The following is an 18,674-nucleotide window of genomic DNA, read 5'->3' as shown; positions in this document are numbered from 1 at the left end:
GGCAGACTACTGTCTACGACGCATGACTAATAAGCTCAGTGCCAAAAGGAGTAGCATTGGGCCTGTTGAGCCACCACCGCTGCTATTGTCAGAGTCTGAAGATTCAACTACTGCACTCACAGTCACTGATACTTCGCTTGTTGACTCATGCACACCATCGCTAACTGTTAGCGTGAAGGTGTGAGAACCAACCGAAAGACCTGACACTGAAGTACTTGCTGCATTTACATCAGCAATATCTCCCGGGCCAGACCAACTGTAAGTTAAGCTGTCACCGTCCATATCGTGGCTCTCGGAACCGTCTAGCGTTGCTAATTGACCTTCGTTGATGTTAGACGCCGTAGCCATTGCCACAGGTGCATCGTCCATCGCAGTAACGGTCAGCAGGAAACTCGTTGATGCCGAATCGTTAGTGTAAAGGTTGTCAGTGACCGTTACGGTAACTTCAGTTTCGCCACTAAAATCCGCATCTGGTGTGATGTCAATCATCGAACCCGCATCGTGGCCATGAACTTCAGCAGTGATATTCTCGCCAGTCACCGTAATGGTGTTAGCACCTGAATCACTGTCAGAATACGCAACCATGATACCCTCGAGTGTCGTGTCTTCAGCAACTGTTTGGTTGTTGATCGCCCCCACGTTGATTGAGCTAGGTACAGAGATTTCGTAAGTAACTGACGCATCGTTCATGCCTTCGATAACATTATCGAATTGAATAGCGATGGTTTCACCGATTGAACCTTCGTTAACACGTACTTGGAAGCCAACGTCAAACTTAGTTGAATCTGGACCCACATAGTCGTAACAAATGATGGTACCGCTTTCAACGTGGTTCGGTAGGTTGTCGTACGCATATTCTGTACCTAGGTAGCCGTAGATAGGTGAGAAGTATCCGCGAGCACCACTGTAACCTTGAAGACCAATTGAACCTTGTCCATTTGAAGAACCAAAATCAACATTGTCGTAGGCCATCACAAGCTCATAGTCACCTTTACCATGACCAGGCTTGCTAACATCCAAGAACAACTCAAAGTCATATGAGTCATCAAAATTGTTCAGCCACAAGGTCTCGCCAGTTTCCCAGTTAAAACCGCCGTAGGTTTCAGTGCGTGCACCATCCCACTCGATGATCACTGTATTGTCTAACGTCGCAACGGAAATACCATTAACTCTTTCTTTTTCCTCGTCATATTCATAGGGAGTACCCATGACTTGAGAAGCAAAGAAATCACCCTTCCACATTACACCAATCAGTTGGTCTGGGAAGCTGTAATAAGGGAATGGTAAGTGAATCGACCAGAACAATGGCAGGCTATCAAGCTTGACATAACCCATAGGACTAATTTCTAGGAAGTCAGTCGCTGCATACTCATAGTTGTTGTATAGCGCATATTCTACGTCGCCGTACCAAAGATAATTGAACGGTAATACAAAATTCTCAGAATAATGTCCACCAGCGCCATATTCAGGATTGATACCATGATCTTCTAGGTTGAGGTAACCACCGTCATGACCTGTAAAGGTAGGTGTATCACAATAGGGATCTTCGACATTGGTTGTGACTACATAGTCATGAGCCCATTCCGCAGAGTTAAGCTGCGTACCGGATACGGTAATGCTATTGCCGTCTTCCACTACGGTGTAATCGTAGTTAGACCGTGTGTAAACGCTGTTAGGGATCAGTGTTACGTGCTCAGGCAGTATCGTGCTAATGTCAAACACGCGCTCACCACCAGTTTGGTTAGATAGTACGCTAAGTTCAACATTAACAATATCACCTGCACGGGCTTGTGTTTGTGAACCCACAACAGAGATTTCATTCTCTCCGCGTTCTAAACGCACAGGAATAAAACCAAGGTTTCCTGGGTTGCCTGCATCCGTACCAATATCTAGCGCAGCGTAATATAGGTCGCCTTTTTCAAGTTCTGGCATATCCCAGTTCACGTCAAATGTATATGGTGTTAGGCCATCAGACATCGCCGGGCCAGTGGCAGTAAGCTCAGCACCCGCTGCTTCGCCAGTTACCACTGCATAAGCCACTTCATAAGTATCTTCAACTCGCTCATGCATGTAGTTAGGGAAGTTATGGACAAGCACCCAATACTTACCAGCATCTGGGTTATTGATGTTACACCAGTTACTTTCATACGCTGCGTTCGACCAACAAATCGCTTCATCTTGAGGGTCTACTTCACCATCGCCATCCATATCGTAACCAACTAACATACCGGCTACACCTTCTTCATAGGCTTGGCTCGCCGTAGAATCTACATGGCTAAGTACTTCAGCGATAAGGCGAGTCGAACCTTCTTCAACGTCTAACCAAATAACATGGTCGCTGTCTTCTACTAAGCCGTCATTGATAGGTGACCACTGGTCGTCATCTTGAGGAATAGTGAAAGTTTCAACTGTCGCTGCTACTGGTGCGTAAACACGTGAAGTAAACTCTGCAATAGGCGACGTAACCAAGTTACCAATGGTCTGTTTACCATCGTTGCGGTGGGCAATAATGTTAATAGCTTCTGGTAAATCGCCGTGGTCAAATCGCATTGCCGCCGGCCAATGAACCTCAGGGATATCTGTATTGTCTGGCGTTAGGGTGATTTCACCGTGAACTTCTAGTTCCGAGTTACCCATTCTGGTTTGACTATCAAGGATTTCACCTTGAATGAGAATGGTCTGAATTTCGCCCGCTTTTAGGGTAAAGGTTTCAGGGTAGGCGCGAAGTTTAACACTGTACTCGCCAGTTTCGGCTGAAACTGTCCACGTCGCATCTCTTGTCGCCTTAACTGTACGCACCCAGTTACAGGTTTGCTCACAGTTCATGTCTAGCACTTGAGGCAAGTTCAAGTTGCGCGGATCACCACCATTGCGAGGGTTAGCGCCGGTAAATCCTTCAACGGTCTCATCCATGATTAGACCAGTAGCCAGTGCATCAGCAACATTGATAATGCCTGAGCCTGAATCGTAGTGACCCGCTTCGCTGCGAACCCCCGTCCAATCTGGAAGCGTAAAGGCCTGCATTGCAGTCATTTGAATTGCAGATTGAATTTCAGATGGAGTCCAGTCTGGGTTTGCTTGCTGAATCAGCGCTAGCGCACCAGCAACGTGTGGGCTAGCCATTGAGGTACCACCCAAGAATGCCCAGTCTTTTGAACCATTGTTGTCGATAAATGGCAGTTCATCAGCGTATGGCGCGTAAATATCGACGCCCGGCGCACCAATGCTAGGAGCAAAGTGGTGTGAGTGGGTTCTTGATGGACCACGAGACGAGAAGTCTGCAACGGAATCGATGATTGCTTCATTGGTTGAAACACTAATCGTAGATGCCGTAATAGTTGCTACGTGATCTGTACCTGTCGCCAACCAGTTCGTCAGTTGATAACCACTGTACTGATCTATGTGAGCGCCGGGTAGAGGATAAGCGTCGTTAAACAAGTCACCTTCGCCATTGTCACCCCAAGATACAGTGTTGTACAGGATGAATCCACCCGCACCACCGGCAAGTACGTTTTCAGCTTTTGCTACACGGGCAATATCACCACGGGCACAAACAACGATTTCGCCGTCAAAAGTGCCTTCGGGGAATGGCGTTAAACAGGCACCGTCGCCAAAAGCCGCTGCATCTACAATAGGGCCAGTGTAAGCATCTGAAATCCCCTGCGCTGAGAGGGTATACGGAGGTGCAGTATCACCACCAGAGAAACCTTCAACAACTTTTCCCTCAACCGCAACTTCACGACCGTGAATAGTGGCGGCAACTACGTTTGTCCATGGTGCAGTGTGACCAATGTTATAGAAACCTGAATTACCCGCAGCGACAGCAACATTGATACCTGCATCACGAGCGGCAAGGAATGCCAGTTCTGTGGGGTCTTCCCATGGGTATGGCTCACCACCACCGATAGAGAAGTTAATCGCATCAACGCCATCTTCAATAGCATCGTCGATAGAGGCAAGAATCGCTTCGTCAGGACACCCTTGGTATTCTACTGAGTAGTTTGCTGGGTAACAGACGCTGTATGAAACTATGTTAGCTCGTGGTGCGACACCAGAGACCATTGGGAATTCATGATCTATTGCCACACCGTCAGGTTCACCAGGGTAAGCAACTAAGATGGGTTGGTTAGCAATTGGGTTACCCGCAGCAGTACCTGCAACGTGAGATCCGTGACCATTAAAGTCTTCACCTACTTGAGGTGCAATTAGTTCATTTGGATCCCATGGTGCTTTGTTAGGGTCTTGGAACTCGTCTGCGTTATAGATATCAGTGATCACTTCATAAGAACGAACACCAATGAGTTTGTTGTTACACATTGATTCGAAGCCGTCGAGCAAACAGTCACCTGCATAAATGCCGTCGCCCCAAGGATTAATATGCACATAACCGTCTTCAGCAACTTCAGCAAATGATGCATGGTCTGTGTTAACACCGGTATCTATGATACCAATAACCATGCCTTCGCCTTTGTATGGCACACCACTGGTAACGTCACCAGACCATACTTTATCCGCGCCGATGTGACCTGGACCCACATCGGTAAATAATTGCTTGTTTGTTGAGCGAGTAATCTGCACTACATCGGGAAGGCTTGCCAAGCTTTGCGCTTCACTTTGGGTTAAACGTACTGAGAATGCGTTAATAGCGTTTGTGTATTGCTCGCGAATATCAAGAGTAACCCCCAGAGATTCAGCTTTCGTAACCACAACCTCTTGTTTGGAATACAAGTACTCTTTGTAAGCTTCTACCGCGGTTAAATTGGCGTTTTCAGGGCTGAATAATTTGACGCTACTTTCGTTACCATAGCCAGAAGAAGCTGCCATCACATTGGTCGCAGCGTAAGTGGCGAGCCTTCCGTCGTAAGTAGCGACTGGAGCGTCTTTCAATCGCACAATGTAGGTTTGTTCACCTACAATACCCTCTTCAGGAATGAACTTTTGACGAGGTTTACCGCCCATGATTTGGCGGTTAACCTTTTGGGAGTCAATGTACCGTGCTGCCGCGGACATTTCCTGACTGTTCTCTCTTTGTGGCTTCTGGATCCTGTCTAGAACCTCTGGTGGAAGCTCTAAGCCTTTGAGCACACCACTGGGTGTGTGCGAGGCGTCTAGAGCAGCCGCAGCGGTTCCCATGCCATACAATATGGCTGCGGTAGCTGAAACTACTGTTTTTATTTTCATGGTATATACCTTTGTTATAGATGTTCCCTGCTGGTCGTTGCCACTTAGTATTGAGGCTTGTTTTTCGACCAGGCTTTTTTGGTATATCACGAAATATTTCAGTCAAATCAGTACTTAATTGTTCGAATTTGTTCGTAAAACGAGCGAATGGGGGCTGCAGAAGAGAATTGTTCGAAGTTGTTCGAATTGATGGCGAGGGGCTTGTGCTTTATAGAAATTTACAACATGGGTTGATACTATTTACGCAGCTACTGCAGTTTAAGTTTAATGAGATTTTAGTTTGTTTTCCCGTCTTCCGAGCGTTCTTTTCATTTTTTGCATATTGATAGTTACGTCCAATACATCCTTTGCTAGTTCATCTAATTATTCTTATTCAACTACTCACAATACTGTCGGGGAATGGCGTATTGGTGCAGCGTTAGGCTATGGCCAAATAGATAATCCAATTGTCGACGCTAGCGAGATCGACTTGTATGTGTTGCCAACATTTGCGTATTACGGTGAGCGTTTCTTTATCGAGAACTTGTCTTTAGGATACGCCTTGCTGGAATCTGATGAAGTAGTTATTGATCTTGCTAGTCGCTTCAACTTAGATGGCATTTATTTCTACCAACAAGACCCTGATTTGCTTGCTGCACTTGGATTTAATGGTGAATTTTATCGACAACCACCAAATCCATTACCAGTGGAACGTGACGTTTCGTATCTTGCCGGTGGAGCAATGACCTTTACGCAAGACAGTATAGACGTGTCTTTTCGATGGTTTTCCGATGTTACTGGTGTACATGGTGGTAACGAAGCAGAGGTGAGTGTCTACCGCTCGTGGCACTGGGATGATTGGCAAATTGCATTAGAAGCCCTAGTCACTAGAAAGAGTGGACGCCTCGTAGACTATTATTACCGAGTTAACGAAAACGAACTGGGATATGTTTTTGACGGTTACACGCCAGCCTCAGAAGCGATTAACTTCAGTGTTTTTCTCTCTATGCGACGCACTATTAATGACAATTGGAACTATTTGTTCACCTATAAACACACCTATTTAGATGATGTGATATCCAACAGCCCTCTGATTAATAATAAGGGTGTCGCTTCATATTTCCTGGGCATTGAATACTATTTATAGCAAGGAAGAGAATGCGATACATCACACGTAATATCGCCATCGCTACATTTGCGTTTATTAGCGCCCAGGTTTGGGCGCAAGAGCAGAGTTGGTTTAGCACCCAGTCAGTCGCTAAATACATGCTCTCGATAAAGCCGCAGATCTGCGAAGTTAAAGAATTTGGTGAATACTGTGATGTCTCTATCTTTGTTTCTGCACTAGAACCCTCCATTGCTCAAGTTTGCTTATACAAGGAGGAGTGCAACGAGCCTCTGTGGTGTGGAATGGTGTCTGATTCAGAGACCAAATTGGCACAACAGCTAGTGAATGAAAATCAGCGGTTCTACCTGGCGGAAGGGGAGCTAGAGGTTGCAGCTGTTGATTTTCGCGTTGCCGTTTTTCAACCAGCCCAAACTCGAAAACGCAGAAGATATGGTTTAGGTTTGTAGTACTTATGGCTCTAAATACGTCTATTTTACTTATCGAAGATAACATCAAGCTAGCGAACCTTATTACCCGCTATGTTACACCTCATGGCTATACTGTCGAACATAAGGTTAATGCAGCCGATATAGAAGACATAAGAGAAATGACCTTCGATTTGATACTGTGCGATGTAATGTTGCCCGATGGAAATGGTTTCGCGCTGTTCCCTAAGCTCCGAGAAGTATGTGATGCACCTATTATATTTCTCACCGCACTTACCGACGTGAAAGACGAAATCAAGGGGTTAGATCTGGGGGCGGTAGATTACATTACAAAACCTGTACATCCTCAGTTGTTACTCGCTAGGATTAGAGCTAATTTGCGCGAAGGGCCGCGAGAGTACGATTGTTCAACCCTTTCAATAGGTGATAGCTTAATTCTCGACAAAAATGCAGAAACCGTTACTTATCAAGAGCAAGCACTAAATTTTACACACCATGAATTTGAATTGTTGTGGATTTACGCACAGTACAAGGACAGGCCTCTGACAAGAGAGTTTATCTTTAACGAGTTGATGAAACGGGAATATGACGGGCTTGATCGTACTATTGATGCAAGAACAATGCGTCTGCGTAAGAAGTTACAAGGTCTTGCCATTCCGGGATTAAGTATTCGTACTGTGTGGGGAAAAGGGTATGTATTGGCTTACGAGCCACCGACAACAGTTGAACATTCTTCATGAAACGCCAGTTCTATCGTCTTTACGGCTTAATTTTGCTAGTAGGTTGTTTACTGGTTTTTTCCTTTAACCAGCTAATTAATGCTTTAGAAAAACAAACGACAGAATATCAAATTAACGTAGATTACCTCTTTACGGCATATGAGCAGGAATTTGAATCTGGGGGCGAACAAAAACTCCCTCGTTTTTCTTATGTATTACTGGAAGATTTAGCCTTAACACCGAATCTACAGGCTAGACTGCTGAAGGGAGAAACGGTGTCTTTATTGGATACTCATGGCCTTACATTTTATTATCGTATATCTAATAAACATGAGCAGGCATTGCGTTTTGGGCCGTTTTACTCAGAGCCACCAAAGTCAGATTACGTCCCTTATTTGATTGTCGTTTTTTATGGATGCTTAGGTCTGACACTACTCGCCTTCATGCGCCCGCTGTTCAAGGACTTATTTGCGTTGCAACGTCAGGCAATAAGATTTGGAGTAAAGCCCCAGCACATTCCACTATCTATTACTAGGTCTTCGAGCATCTACCCACTCGCTAGTGCCTTGTCGACGATGTCAGAAAAACTAGTCAGTCTATTGCAGCTTCATAGAGATTTGTCGCGAACACTTTCACATGAAGTTAGGACGCCTTTGAGTCGTATGAAGTTTTTGCTTGAAATATTGTCTCCATCCATTGAATCGGAAGACAAAAAGCAACTGTTTGATGATATTCGCGAAATAGAAGCAATGTTGGAAACGTATCTCAATTTTGCAAAGGCAGATAATGCGAGCGTACTCGTTTGTCAAAAAGTCCATTACATTCGCGCATTGTTCAAGGTGATTGCTCCTAAATATGCAATGCATCGACACACGCTTGATATTAGGTTTACGCACAATACGGAAAAAGCTAACTTCGACCGCAATCTCATGTTACTCGCACTACAGAATTTGATCATTAACTCGATTCGCTATGCTCGCAAAACAATTGCGGTAGATATATCGATTGTTGGTGATGAGTACAGCCTTACCGTTGAAGATGATGGGCCCGGGGTGTGCGACGAAGCGACACAACTGATTCAAGTGTTTCAACGGGGAAGTGATGAGCAAGATGAAACGTCTGGTTTTGGGTTAGGTTTGTATATTGTACAAACTGCGGCACTGAAACACCGTGGTTGCTTTTCGATTGAAACCTCTCAACGCTTGGGCGGTGCTAAAATGTGTTTGCGTTGGCCTCGAATGACTTAGTCGCTATTGACTATCTTGATGTGCATATGTCTGACTGGTAACTCTGTTCCTACCCATTGATTTAGCGCAGTACATCAGCTCATCAGCAACCGTTAATAACGCAGTTGTGGTGACATGTTCAGTGCTTCCTGATACCGAGACTACGCCTACGGATACCGTAACATGTGACAGTGGTGAGTATTTATGTGGTATTGCGAGATCTCGAAATTGAGCGGGTAAATCAGACAGCCATGGGAGGTCACACGTTGGTCCTGTTTTTACTAAAATGAACTCTTCACCGCCAAAACGAACCACCATATCAGCATGTTGCTTGCTTAGTAAGTCGGCAACTTTAACTAGCACTCTGTCGCCTTCTAAATGACCATAGTTGTCGTTGTATTTCTTGAAATAGTCGATATCAAGCATGGCCAACCACAGCGTATCTGTGGGCGCTAGATTTTTAAGCAGTTTATTAAAATTTGTATCGAAGCTGTATCGATTATATAGACCCGTCAACTTATCCGTTTTGGCTTTTTCAGATTCAACCAACTGGGCGCGAAATTGATTTCTCAATAATACATCGAGCTGGTATTGCAGAATAATCATGATAACTGTCATGGCAATGAAATAAAAAATGGCCCAGTACAACGAAATCCCTGTGAAGCTCTGGATAATGAAGAGGCCAGCTCCCATAATGCTCCAGAGAATCAGTTTATGACCTAGGTGTAACATGGGAAGCGTGATTATTGCTGCCGAGACTAACATTGGACCACCTTCGTTCAGCTCGCCATGACCATGAGCAACACTTCCGAATAGTCCTACGCTTGTTACAGTAAATACTGCGGCGTAGAACAAAAAACGTTTGTCAGCATTTTCCGAGTATTTGTTACTGGTTCTGTAAATACACACTATTGAAAGCGCTATCATTACCATGCGAAGGGCATTTTCCAGCGCATTTTTGGTGAAAGCGCCGCTAAATAGGTCGGTTAAGGAAAACGCGGAAAGCAGTGCAATAAGAATGTAAAACATGATGGCAACAAGGCGATGAGAGCTCTTGTTGATGTGTACTTGGAATTTTGCTTCGGTTTCTTTATCGAAAAAGTATGTCGCAGGTATCAACTTCAAAGTGCTGCCTTGGTAACAGTTACCGCTTTAACGTTGAGTATAGAGCATCGCATGAAAAATTCGACGATAGATATAAATTATATCCTTGAACTGTATTGATTTTATAGTGGTGAAAACAACATCCAACCATGGTGATGTATATCTTGTGGGGTACTCGCTAGCAGTCGAATTTTCAGTGGCTGAGTGGTTCTCAGTGTGCCATCGTCAGCAAAAAAGTACTGCGTTCTGAGTGCGCTCACATCTACGTTTTCACCTGGCAATAACACAGTAGGTTTGATGACTAAATGATCTAATCGATTGTGGTCGAGCCAACCTAGCAAACAACTTGGGGGAGCGACAAAGTTGGTTTCGCGCAGTGACGCAGGAAACAAGGTGACATGCGCGCCAAAAACAGGCTTATCAGAAATGGCTATTTCTGCAGCTTTGCGAATAGAAACACGAAAGGATGTGTCACTCTTGGGCAAAACATGCGAAGCGTTGAAATGATTTTCGCTCATTAAATTTTAAAGGCGGCGACTGGGTGATGGTATTGTGCACAAATCCTTTGATACTAGGGTTGATATGGATCAAGGGGCCGTTATGCCCCTTGATTTTGTTGCTTTCTCGTTTCTGCTATCGCTCAATTGTGAACGTAAGGCCTGCTTTTTTCGTTAAGCGTTGAATAATGGCGTCGCCAAACGCTGCCGCTGGCGTGTAGAAACCACCAGGTAGATTCACATCATTAGCCAAACACAACGCAGACTCTGAAATCATTTTACTGGTAGAACCATACCCTGGATCTTTATCACCTTTTACCGAAGTAATTAACAGATTGCCGTCGTCAGTTTGGCCCACAAACATCACATCATAAAAGCCGGTCTCGCGCTCTTCTTTGCTCGGACCTTCACCGGGTTTCGGACCATCATCACTGGCAAGTGACTTGTCTTCAGCAACATGTTGCGCCATAGCTTGGCCTTTTTCACCAGGACCTGTCAGCAGCATTTCGTCATACTGAAAGTCTTCACCATAAGGGTAGCCTGCTAAGTGATTAGATCGGTGGACGTTTTTCGTGTTAATTGCAGCCATTATAAATGGTGCTGACCAAGAGTTTAGAGACTCATCCAGGTGCGGAGTATTTCCGTCTGGTTGTGGATGGGTATTCGCAGGGTTGGCTAGAGAGTAGGGGTTTTTCAGCGCCGCAAGAACTGACTTGTCTTGATATGCTGCTGCCATCGTCGCTTTTAAGCTTGCTGCCGTACCGCCAGAAAACGTACCCTTCATGGCTCTTACTCGGCCTTTGACGTATTTCAGCGTCTTTCCCGTCTCCGCTTTTGCATGTTGTTGGAAATAGTAGACCCCTAAATCAAAAGGTATCGAATCAAAACCACATGAGAATACAATGTTGGCTCCAGTTTCTTTCGCGCGAGCTTCATATTTTCCAATCATTTGATGCATCCATGCCGGTTCTCCACATAAGTCTGTGTAGCCGGTGGCGTTTTCTACGCACGCTGCCAATAATTTCTCACCGTATATTTGATACGGACCAACGGTAGTAAGCACCACACTAGTGCGCTTGGTTAGGTTTGAGAGCGCCTCATCATCATCGCTGTCAACTACGATAGATGCCACACTATCGCTAATTGAGAGCGCCTGCTTAACGCTTTCTAGCTTGTCGGCGTTACGTCCAGCAATTGCCCAGCGTATCGATTCATTATCAGCATATTGTGCTTGAAAGTATTCTGCGACTAGCTTTCCGGTAAAGCCTGTAGCACCAAAAATCACTACATCAAATTCACGAGTAGATGCCATAAATTGAGTCCTATTTGTTGTGGTTCATCAAATATACGCAAAGCATAGAATAGGTATCATTTTTTTCAGTAATAACAGTCTATTTAAGAAATGAATTGCTCACTGGTAATACGATGATTGGTGGGGTAACGTAGTACAACAAGTACGCAATAATCGGCGTTCAAAGAATGTCCGATTGATGAATTCATAACAAACAACAAGTACTTGACAGGGAATCATAATGAAAAAATACCTTATCACCTTGATGCTTTTTGTGTCATCGGTGTGGGCGGATGTGCCTACTATCTCCGATTACACTCAAAACATGGAGAAACGCGACGGGCTTATCCCCATTTATTACGACGAAAGCAAAGACAAAGTGTTTCTTGCTGTGCCCGTTGGCGATACGCAATACCTCTTTCAAAGTAGCTTGCCCCATGGTGTAGGATCCAACGATATTGGTTTGGATCGGGGTCAGCTGGGTCAAACTCGCTTGGTAGTCTTTCAGCGTTTTGGCAACAAGTTGCTACTCAAGCAATTGAACACTGATTATCGCGCTGTTACGGACAATCAAGCCGAGCGCAGCAGTATTGATGAAGCTTTTGCCGATTCAGTGATTGCGGGTTTTAAGATCGTAGCTATATCTGAAGAAAGTGTGTTGATCGATTACACTCCTTATTTGTTCAGTGATATTCACGGTATATCAAACCGATTAAGCGGCCGTGGTCAAGGTAGCTTCAAGGCTGATAGCTCTCGTAGTGGTGTCTACTTACCCAGAACCAAAGCATTTGTTGAGAATACAGAACTGGAGGCGTTAGTAACCTATGGCGGGACTAAGCCGGGAGAATTTGTTTCTCAGGTGACACCTGACCCCATCAGTATTTCAGTACATCTGCATCATTCGTTTATCGCACTCCCACCGGCAGGCTATGAACCTAGGGTTTATCATCCTTATTCAGGTTACTGGAAATTCCGCTATTTTGATTACGCAACTCCCATTGACGCAGCTACTGAACAACGATTTATTACCCGCCATAGACTGGAAAAAGTATCGCCAGAGTCGGATGTGAGTGAAGCGGTTGAGCCAATCATATATTACCTTGATCCTGGTATTCCAGAGCCTGTAATGTCGTCGCTAAAAGAAGGTGCACAATGGTGGAATCAAGCATTTGAAGCGATTGGTTATAAAGATGCTTTCCAAGTCAAAGTGCTGCCTGAGGGCGCTGACCCTATGGACGTGCGGTACAATGTGATCAATTGGGTGCACCGTGCTACTCGAGGGTGGTCTTATGGCTCATCTGTGGTTGACCCACGCACTGGAGAGATCATTAAAGGGCACGTTACATTGGGTTCGTTGCGAGTGCGACAGGATTACTTGATTGCCCTTGGCCTTACAAGCCCGTTTAGCAATGGAAACGACGATACCGTTGAACAACAGACAATGGCACTTGATCGTATTAAACAGTTGTCTGCCCATGAAGTAGGCCACACCTTGGGTATCGCTCATAACTTTGCGGCGAGTGAAAACGGCCGCGCATCAGTGATGGACTACCCCCATCCAAAAATTTCCCTAGTCAGAGGCAAAATTGTGTTGGAGGATGCTTACGATAAAGGTATGGGCGCATGGGATTTGCACACTGTGGCCTATGGTTATCAAGATTTTGTATCTCAAGATGCTGAGACATCAGGATTAGCAAGTATTATTCAAACCTCACGTGATGCGGGATTATTATTTAAATCTGATGCTGATACTCGTAGTGCTCGTCACGGATCGTCAACCGGTCATATGTGGGAGAACGGCAGTGATCCTTTGGTCGCTTTTGAAGAGCTATCCGCTATTCGTGCTCATGCACTAAAGAACATGGGGCTAGATACTTTGCGAGATGGCGACAGTCTATCGTCTCTAGAAAATGCCCTTGTTCCCATTTATTTATTGCATCGTTTCCAATTGGAGGCGGTTGCAAAGCAAGTGGGGGGCTTAAATTATGAATATGAACGCAAAGGTGATTACGGCGAAATAAAAGGGCAAACCTTTGTCGCTCCATCAACACAATTGAAGGCTATTGAGCAATTGATTTCGGCAACTCAGTCGAGTTATCTAGCCATGCCTGAAGCTGTGTTATCAATTATTCCTCCCACCTCATATGGCGATGATATCACTCGCGAGCACTTTAACGGCCGTATGGGGCTAATGCTTGACCCTATTAGTGCAGGGGCATCGGCAGCAAATTTTGCTTTCTCGCTACTACTTCACCCAGAAAGGCTAAATCGTTTGCAGTATCAAAGTGGCATGGTAGACAAACTACCGAGTGCTGGAGAGCTAGTGTCCAAGATTTTAGAAACACATTGGTATAGTAATAAACGCGCCACTGACAATCTTGATGTGCGTTTACAAATGGTATCTATAAACGCTGTCATGGCGGCGGTAACGTCACCTCAGCTATCGTCAGAAGCTAAATTGTCCATTCAAAGCGCCTTGTTGGAATTTGAAGAGTGGCTAGATGATGATAGTAAACGAGATGCAGATGAAGTCTTGTATAACCAGCTGTCGACTTATCTTGAAACGGGAGAGTGGACGGGAGGATTTGTTGTACCTGCGCTACCACCGGGTTCTCCGATTTAAGGTGAATTATCAATAACAATGAAAACTCTTCACTTTGTTGTAGGTTCAGTCACAGGCACTTCCCGAGGGTTTGCCTGTGATTTACGCGAGAAACTCGCTAGCACTTACAAGATACATTTTCACGAATATTCAACGCTAGATGATGTACTAATTGCGCCTACGCAAACGGTGGTGTTTTTTGTATCTAACACTGGCGCAGGAGAATTTTCTCCATATCTTAGGCGTATCTATTTGCAGTTAATTAGGCAGCAATATTTGTTGCCTGATTGCGAGTATTTGATTTTAAATTTTGGCGACAGTCGCTATAAAGAATTTGGTACGGCTGGTTGCTTACTTGATGATGCCCTTCGCAATGCGGGCGCAAAGCCATTAAGCGACATACTCACTCTAGATGCATACAATAACAATCATACCGATATTCCTATCTACGACTGGGTAATGAATAATTTACCTGAGTAACCTTTCCCGTGCTTAGAAGTTAGCATTGTGATTTGCTAGACTGCCTGTAAAAGCATTGAGGGAATTTTTATGACGCATTATCTTAAAAAGGCTGTTTTTATTGGACTAGTCAGTGTTGGGCTAATCGGATTGTCGGCGTGTAGCGACAGTGAAGTCGGGGATGTTTCTTTGGGAGTATTTACCACCAAAGACATTAAAATTGATGCCTTACAAGACCCCATAGTAACAGGTGTTACTTGTCATATTTCGAGTATAGAAGCAGACTTGGATTTTTCAGACCCATCAGACAGCTCCATTGCATGTCGCCAAACGGGGCCTATCACCGCTGAAATGCTTGCTGCGATTGATATGTCAGATTCTGGCGAAGTCATTTTTAAAAAATCGAAAAGCGTATTTTTCAAGAATATGAAATTACGCAGAATTTATGATGCAGATTCAAACACATTGATTTACCTGTCTTACAGTACCAAGGAAACCTCAGGAAGCTTTAAACACAGTATTTCTACCGTGCCTTTGTGGAATACAGGTGTAGACGTAACTAGCGTTCAATCGAGTAATTAAAATGAAAAAGCCGCCACATCATCAGATGCGGCGGCTTTTTTACTTGATGAAAAGCGTTATAAAGACGCTGGGGTCCTACCCGGTGTCCATGGCGCGTTAATCGCATCCATTTGCGCTTCTAATTCAACCAATTCTGCGTTGATTTGCGACAGCTGTTCAGCCACACGCTGGTACTCAGTTTCGGCAATCGCCAACGAAGTTAAGTGGTTGCCCGATACATTAAACTGGTTGTTGATGATGCTGCGGTATACTGAGGAACTACGGCCTCTTACCGACCATGGTACTGGCTCTTGTCGAGAACTAATGACACTGTCGCCGTAAAGCAGCACGCCAACATTGGTCAAACGTTCGCTCAGCGCACGAATCGTCTGTGCTTGATCTTCAGTTGAACTTACGGCTTCAACAATTGCTTGCTTCACATGGTTTATCCGAGACTTAATCTCACTGTAGCTTTTCGCTGCACCTTGTACTTTACTGTATAAAGTACCTGCACGCATTTGAGCAGCCAGAAGGGCTTCGCGATCAGTACTAATTTCAGGACTGTTGTTGAGCAACTTCACGGTAAAGGTTTGCGGTACACCAAGGGCTTCAACTTTTCCAAATTGACGTTTCATTAGCGTTGCTGTGTATTCACCTGGCAATGCCATAGGCCCCTTAGGTGGGTGGCCCCAAGGTGGAATGTAGCCACTTGGTTTAACAAGGTTAATGGGGCTAAACGACGGGTAGCGTAGATCCCAAGCAATACGGTGGAAGCCTTTACCTGTGCTTGCAGGTACACGTCTTACCACATTGTCGTTACTGTCTTTAACTTCTATGTAAACACTTGGCGCTTCTTCGTTGTCTTCCTCTCTTAACGCGTCCCAGCTTGGGTAAGGCGTATCTTCACCCTCAGCAGCAAGGGCTTGTTCGCTTTTTTGACGTTGAGCTTTTAGCGTTGTATAGCCATCTTTGAGGTAGTAGGAGAATACGGCCCCATAGGTCGGGTTATCTGCGGTAAATAACGAATTACCGTTTGAACCCTTTTGTTCGTTTCCGTATTGATTCCCTTCGACGTATAGCCATGGATCTTTTACTTCAAACAAGGTTGCGGCTGACTCGGTGAGAGTTTCAGCATTTGTTCTTAGCGGAGAATAGTCGTCAACAATGTAAATGCCTCGGCCAAAGGTACCTACCACAAGGTCGTTTTCACGCTGTTGAATTTCAATGTCGCGAACCGCAATGGTAGGTAATCCACCAGTCATTTTTGACCAGCTCTCACCACCGTTTTGTGAGAAGAATAAGCCATACTCAGTACCGACAAACAGGAGGTTAGGGTCGACGTGATCCTCTGCAATAGTATGTACTGACCCCCATTCAGGTAAGTTACCCGAAATTAATTTCCAACTTTTACCCTTGTTGGTAGTTTTCAATACATATGGCGCAAAGTCACCACGCTTGTGGTTGTCTACGGTGGCATAAGCAACATTTTCGTCGTGCTTAGAGGTAATGATATCTTCAATCAGAGACATGTCAGGCACGCCTCTAAAGCTGTCTTCTTGTCGCCAGTTTTCACCGCCATCTTCTGTGACGCTGATGACACCGTCGTCAGTACCCACGTAAATAAGCCCTTCTTTAATCGGACTCTCACTTAAGGCAATAATCGCCCCCCATTTAGAGGTAGACACGTTTTTAGCAATAGTATCAACGCTCCACACTCTTCCCATGACGTCTAGTTGGTTACGATCCATTTGACGCGTAAGGTCAGGACTAATGGCAGTCCAGTTTTCACCTCGGTCATTCGACTGAAATACCTTTTCAGCAGCGTAGAATAGCCGAGTAGAGCTATGAGGGCTGATAAGTACAGGTGTATTCCAGTTCCATTTGTAGGCATTCTCACCACTATCGGGGTGAGGTGTAATCGACACCAATTCCTTAGTACGCTTGTCATAGCGAGCTAAGCCGCCATATTGGTATTGAGCGTAAATGGTGTTTTCGTCAGTAGGGTCGATTTGCGGTTTGTAACCGTCGCCACCAATGACAATAGTCCAATCAGCATTAGTAATCCCGTGAATCACGTCGGTACGAGAGGGCGCGCAAAGTGAATTGTTATCTTGGGTACCACCGCATACGTTGTAAAACGGCTCAGCGTTGTCTGGTTGAATACGGTAGAACTGGGCTAACGGAAGGTTTTGCGCGTGGCGCCATAGTTGACCGCGGTCCCAACTTTCATAAACACCACCATCACCACCAATGATTAGGTGGTCGGTATTATTCGGGTCGATCCAAAGTGCATGGTCGTCTACATGGCGGAATTCGTTAGACAGTGGCGCAAAGCTTTTTCCACCGTTTTCAGACACGGAAGTAAAGGTATCTAGTGAGTACACTCTGTCTGGATTTTTAGGGTCTACCACAATCTCGTTATAGTACTGTGGGCTTGAAGTAATGTGTCCAGAGCGCTTTTCCCATGACTGTCCAAAATCCGTTGAACGATACAAACCTTGTTGCGCACTATCGCCTTCAATAATGGCATAGAGTGTGTCAGGTGCAGACGGCGCCATGGCTAAACCGATTCTACCCATGTCTTTGGACGGTAATCCGGCGCTGACCACTTGCCATGTTTTACCACCATCTGTGGTTTTATGAATGTCGCTACCGGGGCCGCCGTTAATGAGGGTCCACACGTGTCGGCGACGTTGGTAGCTGCTCACCACTATGTTGTCGAAATCTCGCGGGTCGACAACAAATTCATTAACACCTGTATATTGGTCGATTTCCAGAATGCGCGTCCAAGTTTCACCACCGTCGGTAGTCTTGTACAGACCACGATCGCCACCGTCACTCCATAATGGCCCTTGAGAGGCAACAAGTACCTCGTCGTGGTTGGTGGGGTTTATCCAGATTTGTGAGATGTGACCAGAGTTTTTCAACCCCATGTTAGTCCATGATTTACCACCGTCTAATGATTTGTAAACGCCGTCACCATTGGCAACTGAACGTTGTGAGTTGTTCTCTCCCGTACCAATCCAGAGCAGGTTCTCATTGCCCTGTGCCATTTCGATAACGCCGATGGAATATGCGCCTTCGTGCTCAAAAAGTGGCGTCCAGGTGGTCATGTTGTTTTCGGTTTTCCACAAGTTGCCTGATGCTGTGGCGGCAAAAAACTCGTTAGGTTTATTTGGGTTAAAGGCAAAATCAGAGATTCGCCCCGATATCATCGCTGGACCAATGTTTCGCAGCGGTATGGATGCGAGTGGATTTGTCGTTGTGTCCTCACTTGCAAGCGCTAGTTGTGGCGATACCAGTGCCGATAGCATGCAAGAGAGAAGTGCTGTTTTTCTTATGCTCATAGTTACCCCGGGGTTAAGTGCATGATGGTGTATGCCCCATCTTTGCGTCATATAAACTCAAACTCGTTGAGTATGGTTAAGCACAAGTTGTTTAGCTAGTTCGCTACATCACAAGGCTCATGCTTAACACAAAACGGGATATACATTACGCAAA

General features: G+C 45.2%; 12 protein-coding genes. 7 read left to right on the top strand and 5 right to left on the bottom strand.

Annotated features, from left to right (window positions below; all coding sequences use genetic code 11):
- Positions 1-6: 6 nt before the first annotated feature.
- Positions 7-5,181 carry a S8 family serine peptidase gene (locus tag EYS00_RS16635; RefSeq protein WP_130638616.1) on the bottom strand — a complete coding sequence of 1,725 codons (5,175 nt, stop codon included), beginning with the start codon at positions 5,179-5,181 and terminating at the stop codon, positions 7-9.
- A gap of 280 nt (positions 5,182-5,461) precedes the next feature.
- Between EYS00_RS16635 and EYS00_RS16630 the strand changes: the two genes are divergently transcribed.
- The 4 genes from EYS00_RS16630 to EYS00_RS16615 are packed head-to-tail and all read left to right on the top strand — an operon-like array spanning position 5,462 to position 8,680.
- On the top strand, positions 5,462-6,307 hold the full coding sequence (locus tag EYS00_RS16630; protein WP_130638614.1) for a MipA/OmpV family protein: 846 nt from the start codon (positions 5,462-5,464) through the stop codon (positions 6,305-6,307).
- 11 nt (positions 6,308-6,318) lie between these two features.
- On the top strand, positions 6,319-6,735 hold the full coding sequence (locus EYS00_RS16625) for a DUF3019 domain-containing protein (protein ID WP_130638612.1): 417 nt from the start codon (positions 6,319-6,321) through the stop codon (positions 6,733-6,735).
- A 5-nt stretch (positions 6,736-6,740) separates the two neighbouring features.
- Positions 6,741-7,454: a response regulator transcription factor gene (locus tag EYS00_RS16620; RefSeq protein ID WP_130638610.1), complete on the top strand. Its 714-nt coding sequence runs from the start codon at positions 6,741-6,743 to the stop codon at positions 7,452-7,454.
- Complete coding sequence (locus EYS00_RS16615) at positions 7,451-8,680, top strand: ATP-binding protein (RefSeq protein ID WP_130638608.1); 1,230 nt, start codon at positions 7,451-7,453, stop codon at positions 8,678-8,680. The genes EYS00_RS16620 and EYS00_RS16615 overlap by 4 nt, the downstream gene beginning before the upstream one ends.
- A 3-nt stretch (positions 8,681-8,683) precedes the next feature.
- Here EYS00_RS16615 and EYS00_RS16610 read toward each other — a convergent pair whose 3' ends face one another.
- The 3 genes from EYS00_RS16610 to EYS00_RS16600 all read right to left on the bottom strand — a co-directional run bounded on the left by EYS00_RS16610 (position 8,684) and on the right by EYS00_RS16600 (position 11,572).
- Positions 8,684-9,784 carry a GGDEF domain-containing protein gene (locus EYS00_RS16610; RefSeq protein WP_130638606.1) on the bottom strand — a complete coding sequence of 367 codons (1,101 nt, stop codon included), beginning with the start codon at positions 9,782-9,784 and terminating at the stop codon, positions 8,684-8,686.
- A gap of 101 nt (positions 9,785-9,885) precedes the next feature.
- Complete coding sequence (locus EYS00_RS16605; RefSeq protein WP_130638604.1) at positions 9,886-10,281, bottom strand: hypothetical protein; 396 nt, start codon at positions 10,279-10,281, stop codon at positions 9,886-9,888.
- Positions 10,282-10,396: 115 nt separating this feature from the next.
- A complete protein-coding gene (locus EYS00_RS16600; protein WP_130638602.1) occupies positions 10,397-11,572 on the bottom strand; it encodes a trans-acting enoyl reductase family protein in 1,176 nt (391 codons plus the stop codon).
- A 220-nt stretch (positions 11,573-11,792) separates the two neighbouring features.
- Between EYS00_RS16600 and EYS00_RS16595 the strand changes: the two genes are divergently transcribed.
- The 3 genes from EYS00_RS16595 to EYS00_RS16585 all read left to right on the top strand — a co-directional run bounded on the left by EYS00_RS16595 (position 11,793) and on the right by EYS00_RS16585 (position 15,194).
- Positions 11,793-14,174, top strand: coding sequence for a zinc-dependent metalloprotease (locus EYS00_RS16595; protein WP_130638600.1), 2,382 nt, complete (start codon positions 11,793-11,795; stop codon positions 14,172-14,174).
- Between the two features lie 18 nt (positions 14,175-14,192).
- Positions 14,193-14,633 (top strand): flavodoxin domain-containing protein, encoded by a 441-nt coding sequence (locus EYS00_RS16590; protein ID WP_130638598.1) that lies wholly within the window; start codon positions 14,193-14,195, stop codon positions 14,631-14,633.
- A 69-nt stretch (positions 14,634-14,702) separates the two neighbouring features.
- Positions 14,703-15,194, top strand: a complete 492-nt coding sequence (locus EYS00_RS16585; protein WP_130638596.1) for a CreA family protein — start codon at positions 14,703-14,705, stop codon at positions 15,192-15,194.
- Between the two features lie 56 nt (positions 15,195-15,250).
- Here EYS00_RS16585 and EYS00_RS16580 read toward each other — a convergent pair whose 3' ends face one another.
- Positions 15,251-18,520 carry a glycosyl hydrolase gene (locus EYS00_RS16580; protein ID WP_130638594.1) on the bottom strand — a complete coding sequence of 1,090 codons (3,270 nt, stop codon included), beginning with the start codon at positions 18,518-18,520 and terminating at the stop codon, positions 15,251-15,253.
- Between the last annotated feature and the right edge of the window lie 154 nt (positions 18,521-18,674).

Source organism: Alteromonas sp. KUL49 (assembly GCF_006538345.1).
GTDB lineage: Bacteria > Pseudomonadota > Gammaproteobacteria > Enterobacterales > Alteromonadaceae > Alteromonas.
This window is presented reverse-complemented; position numbering and strand designations above follow the sequence as displayed.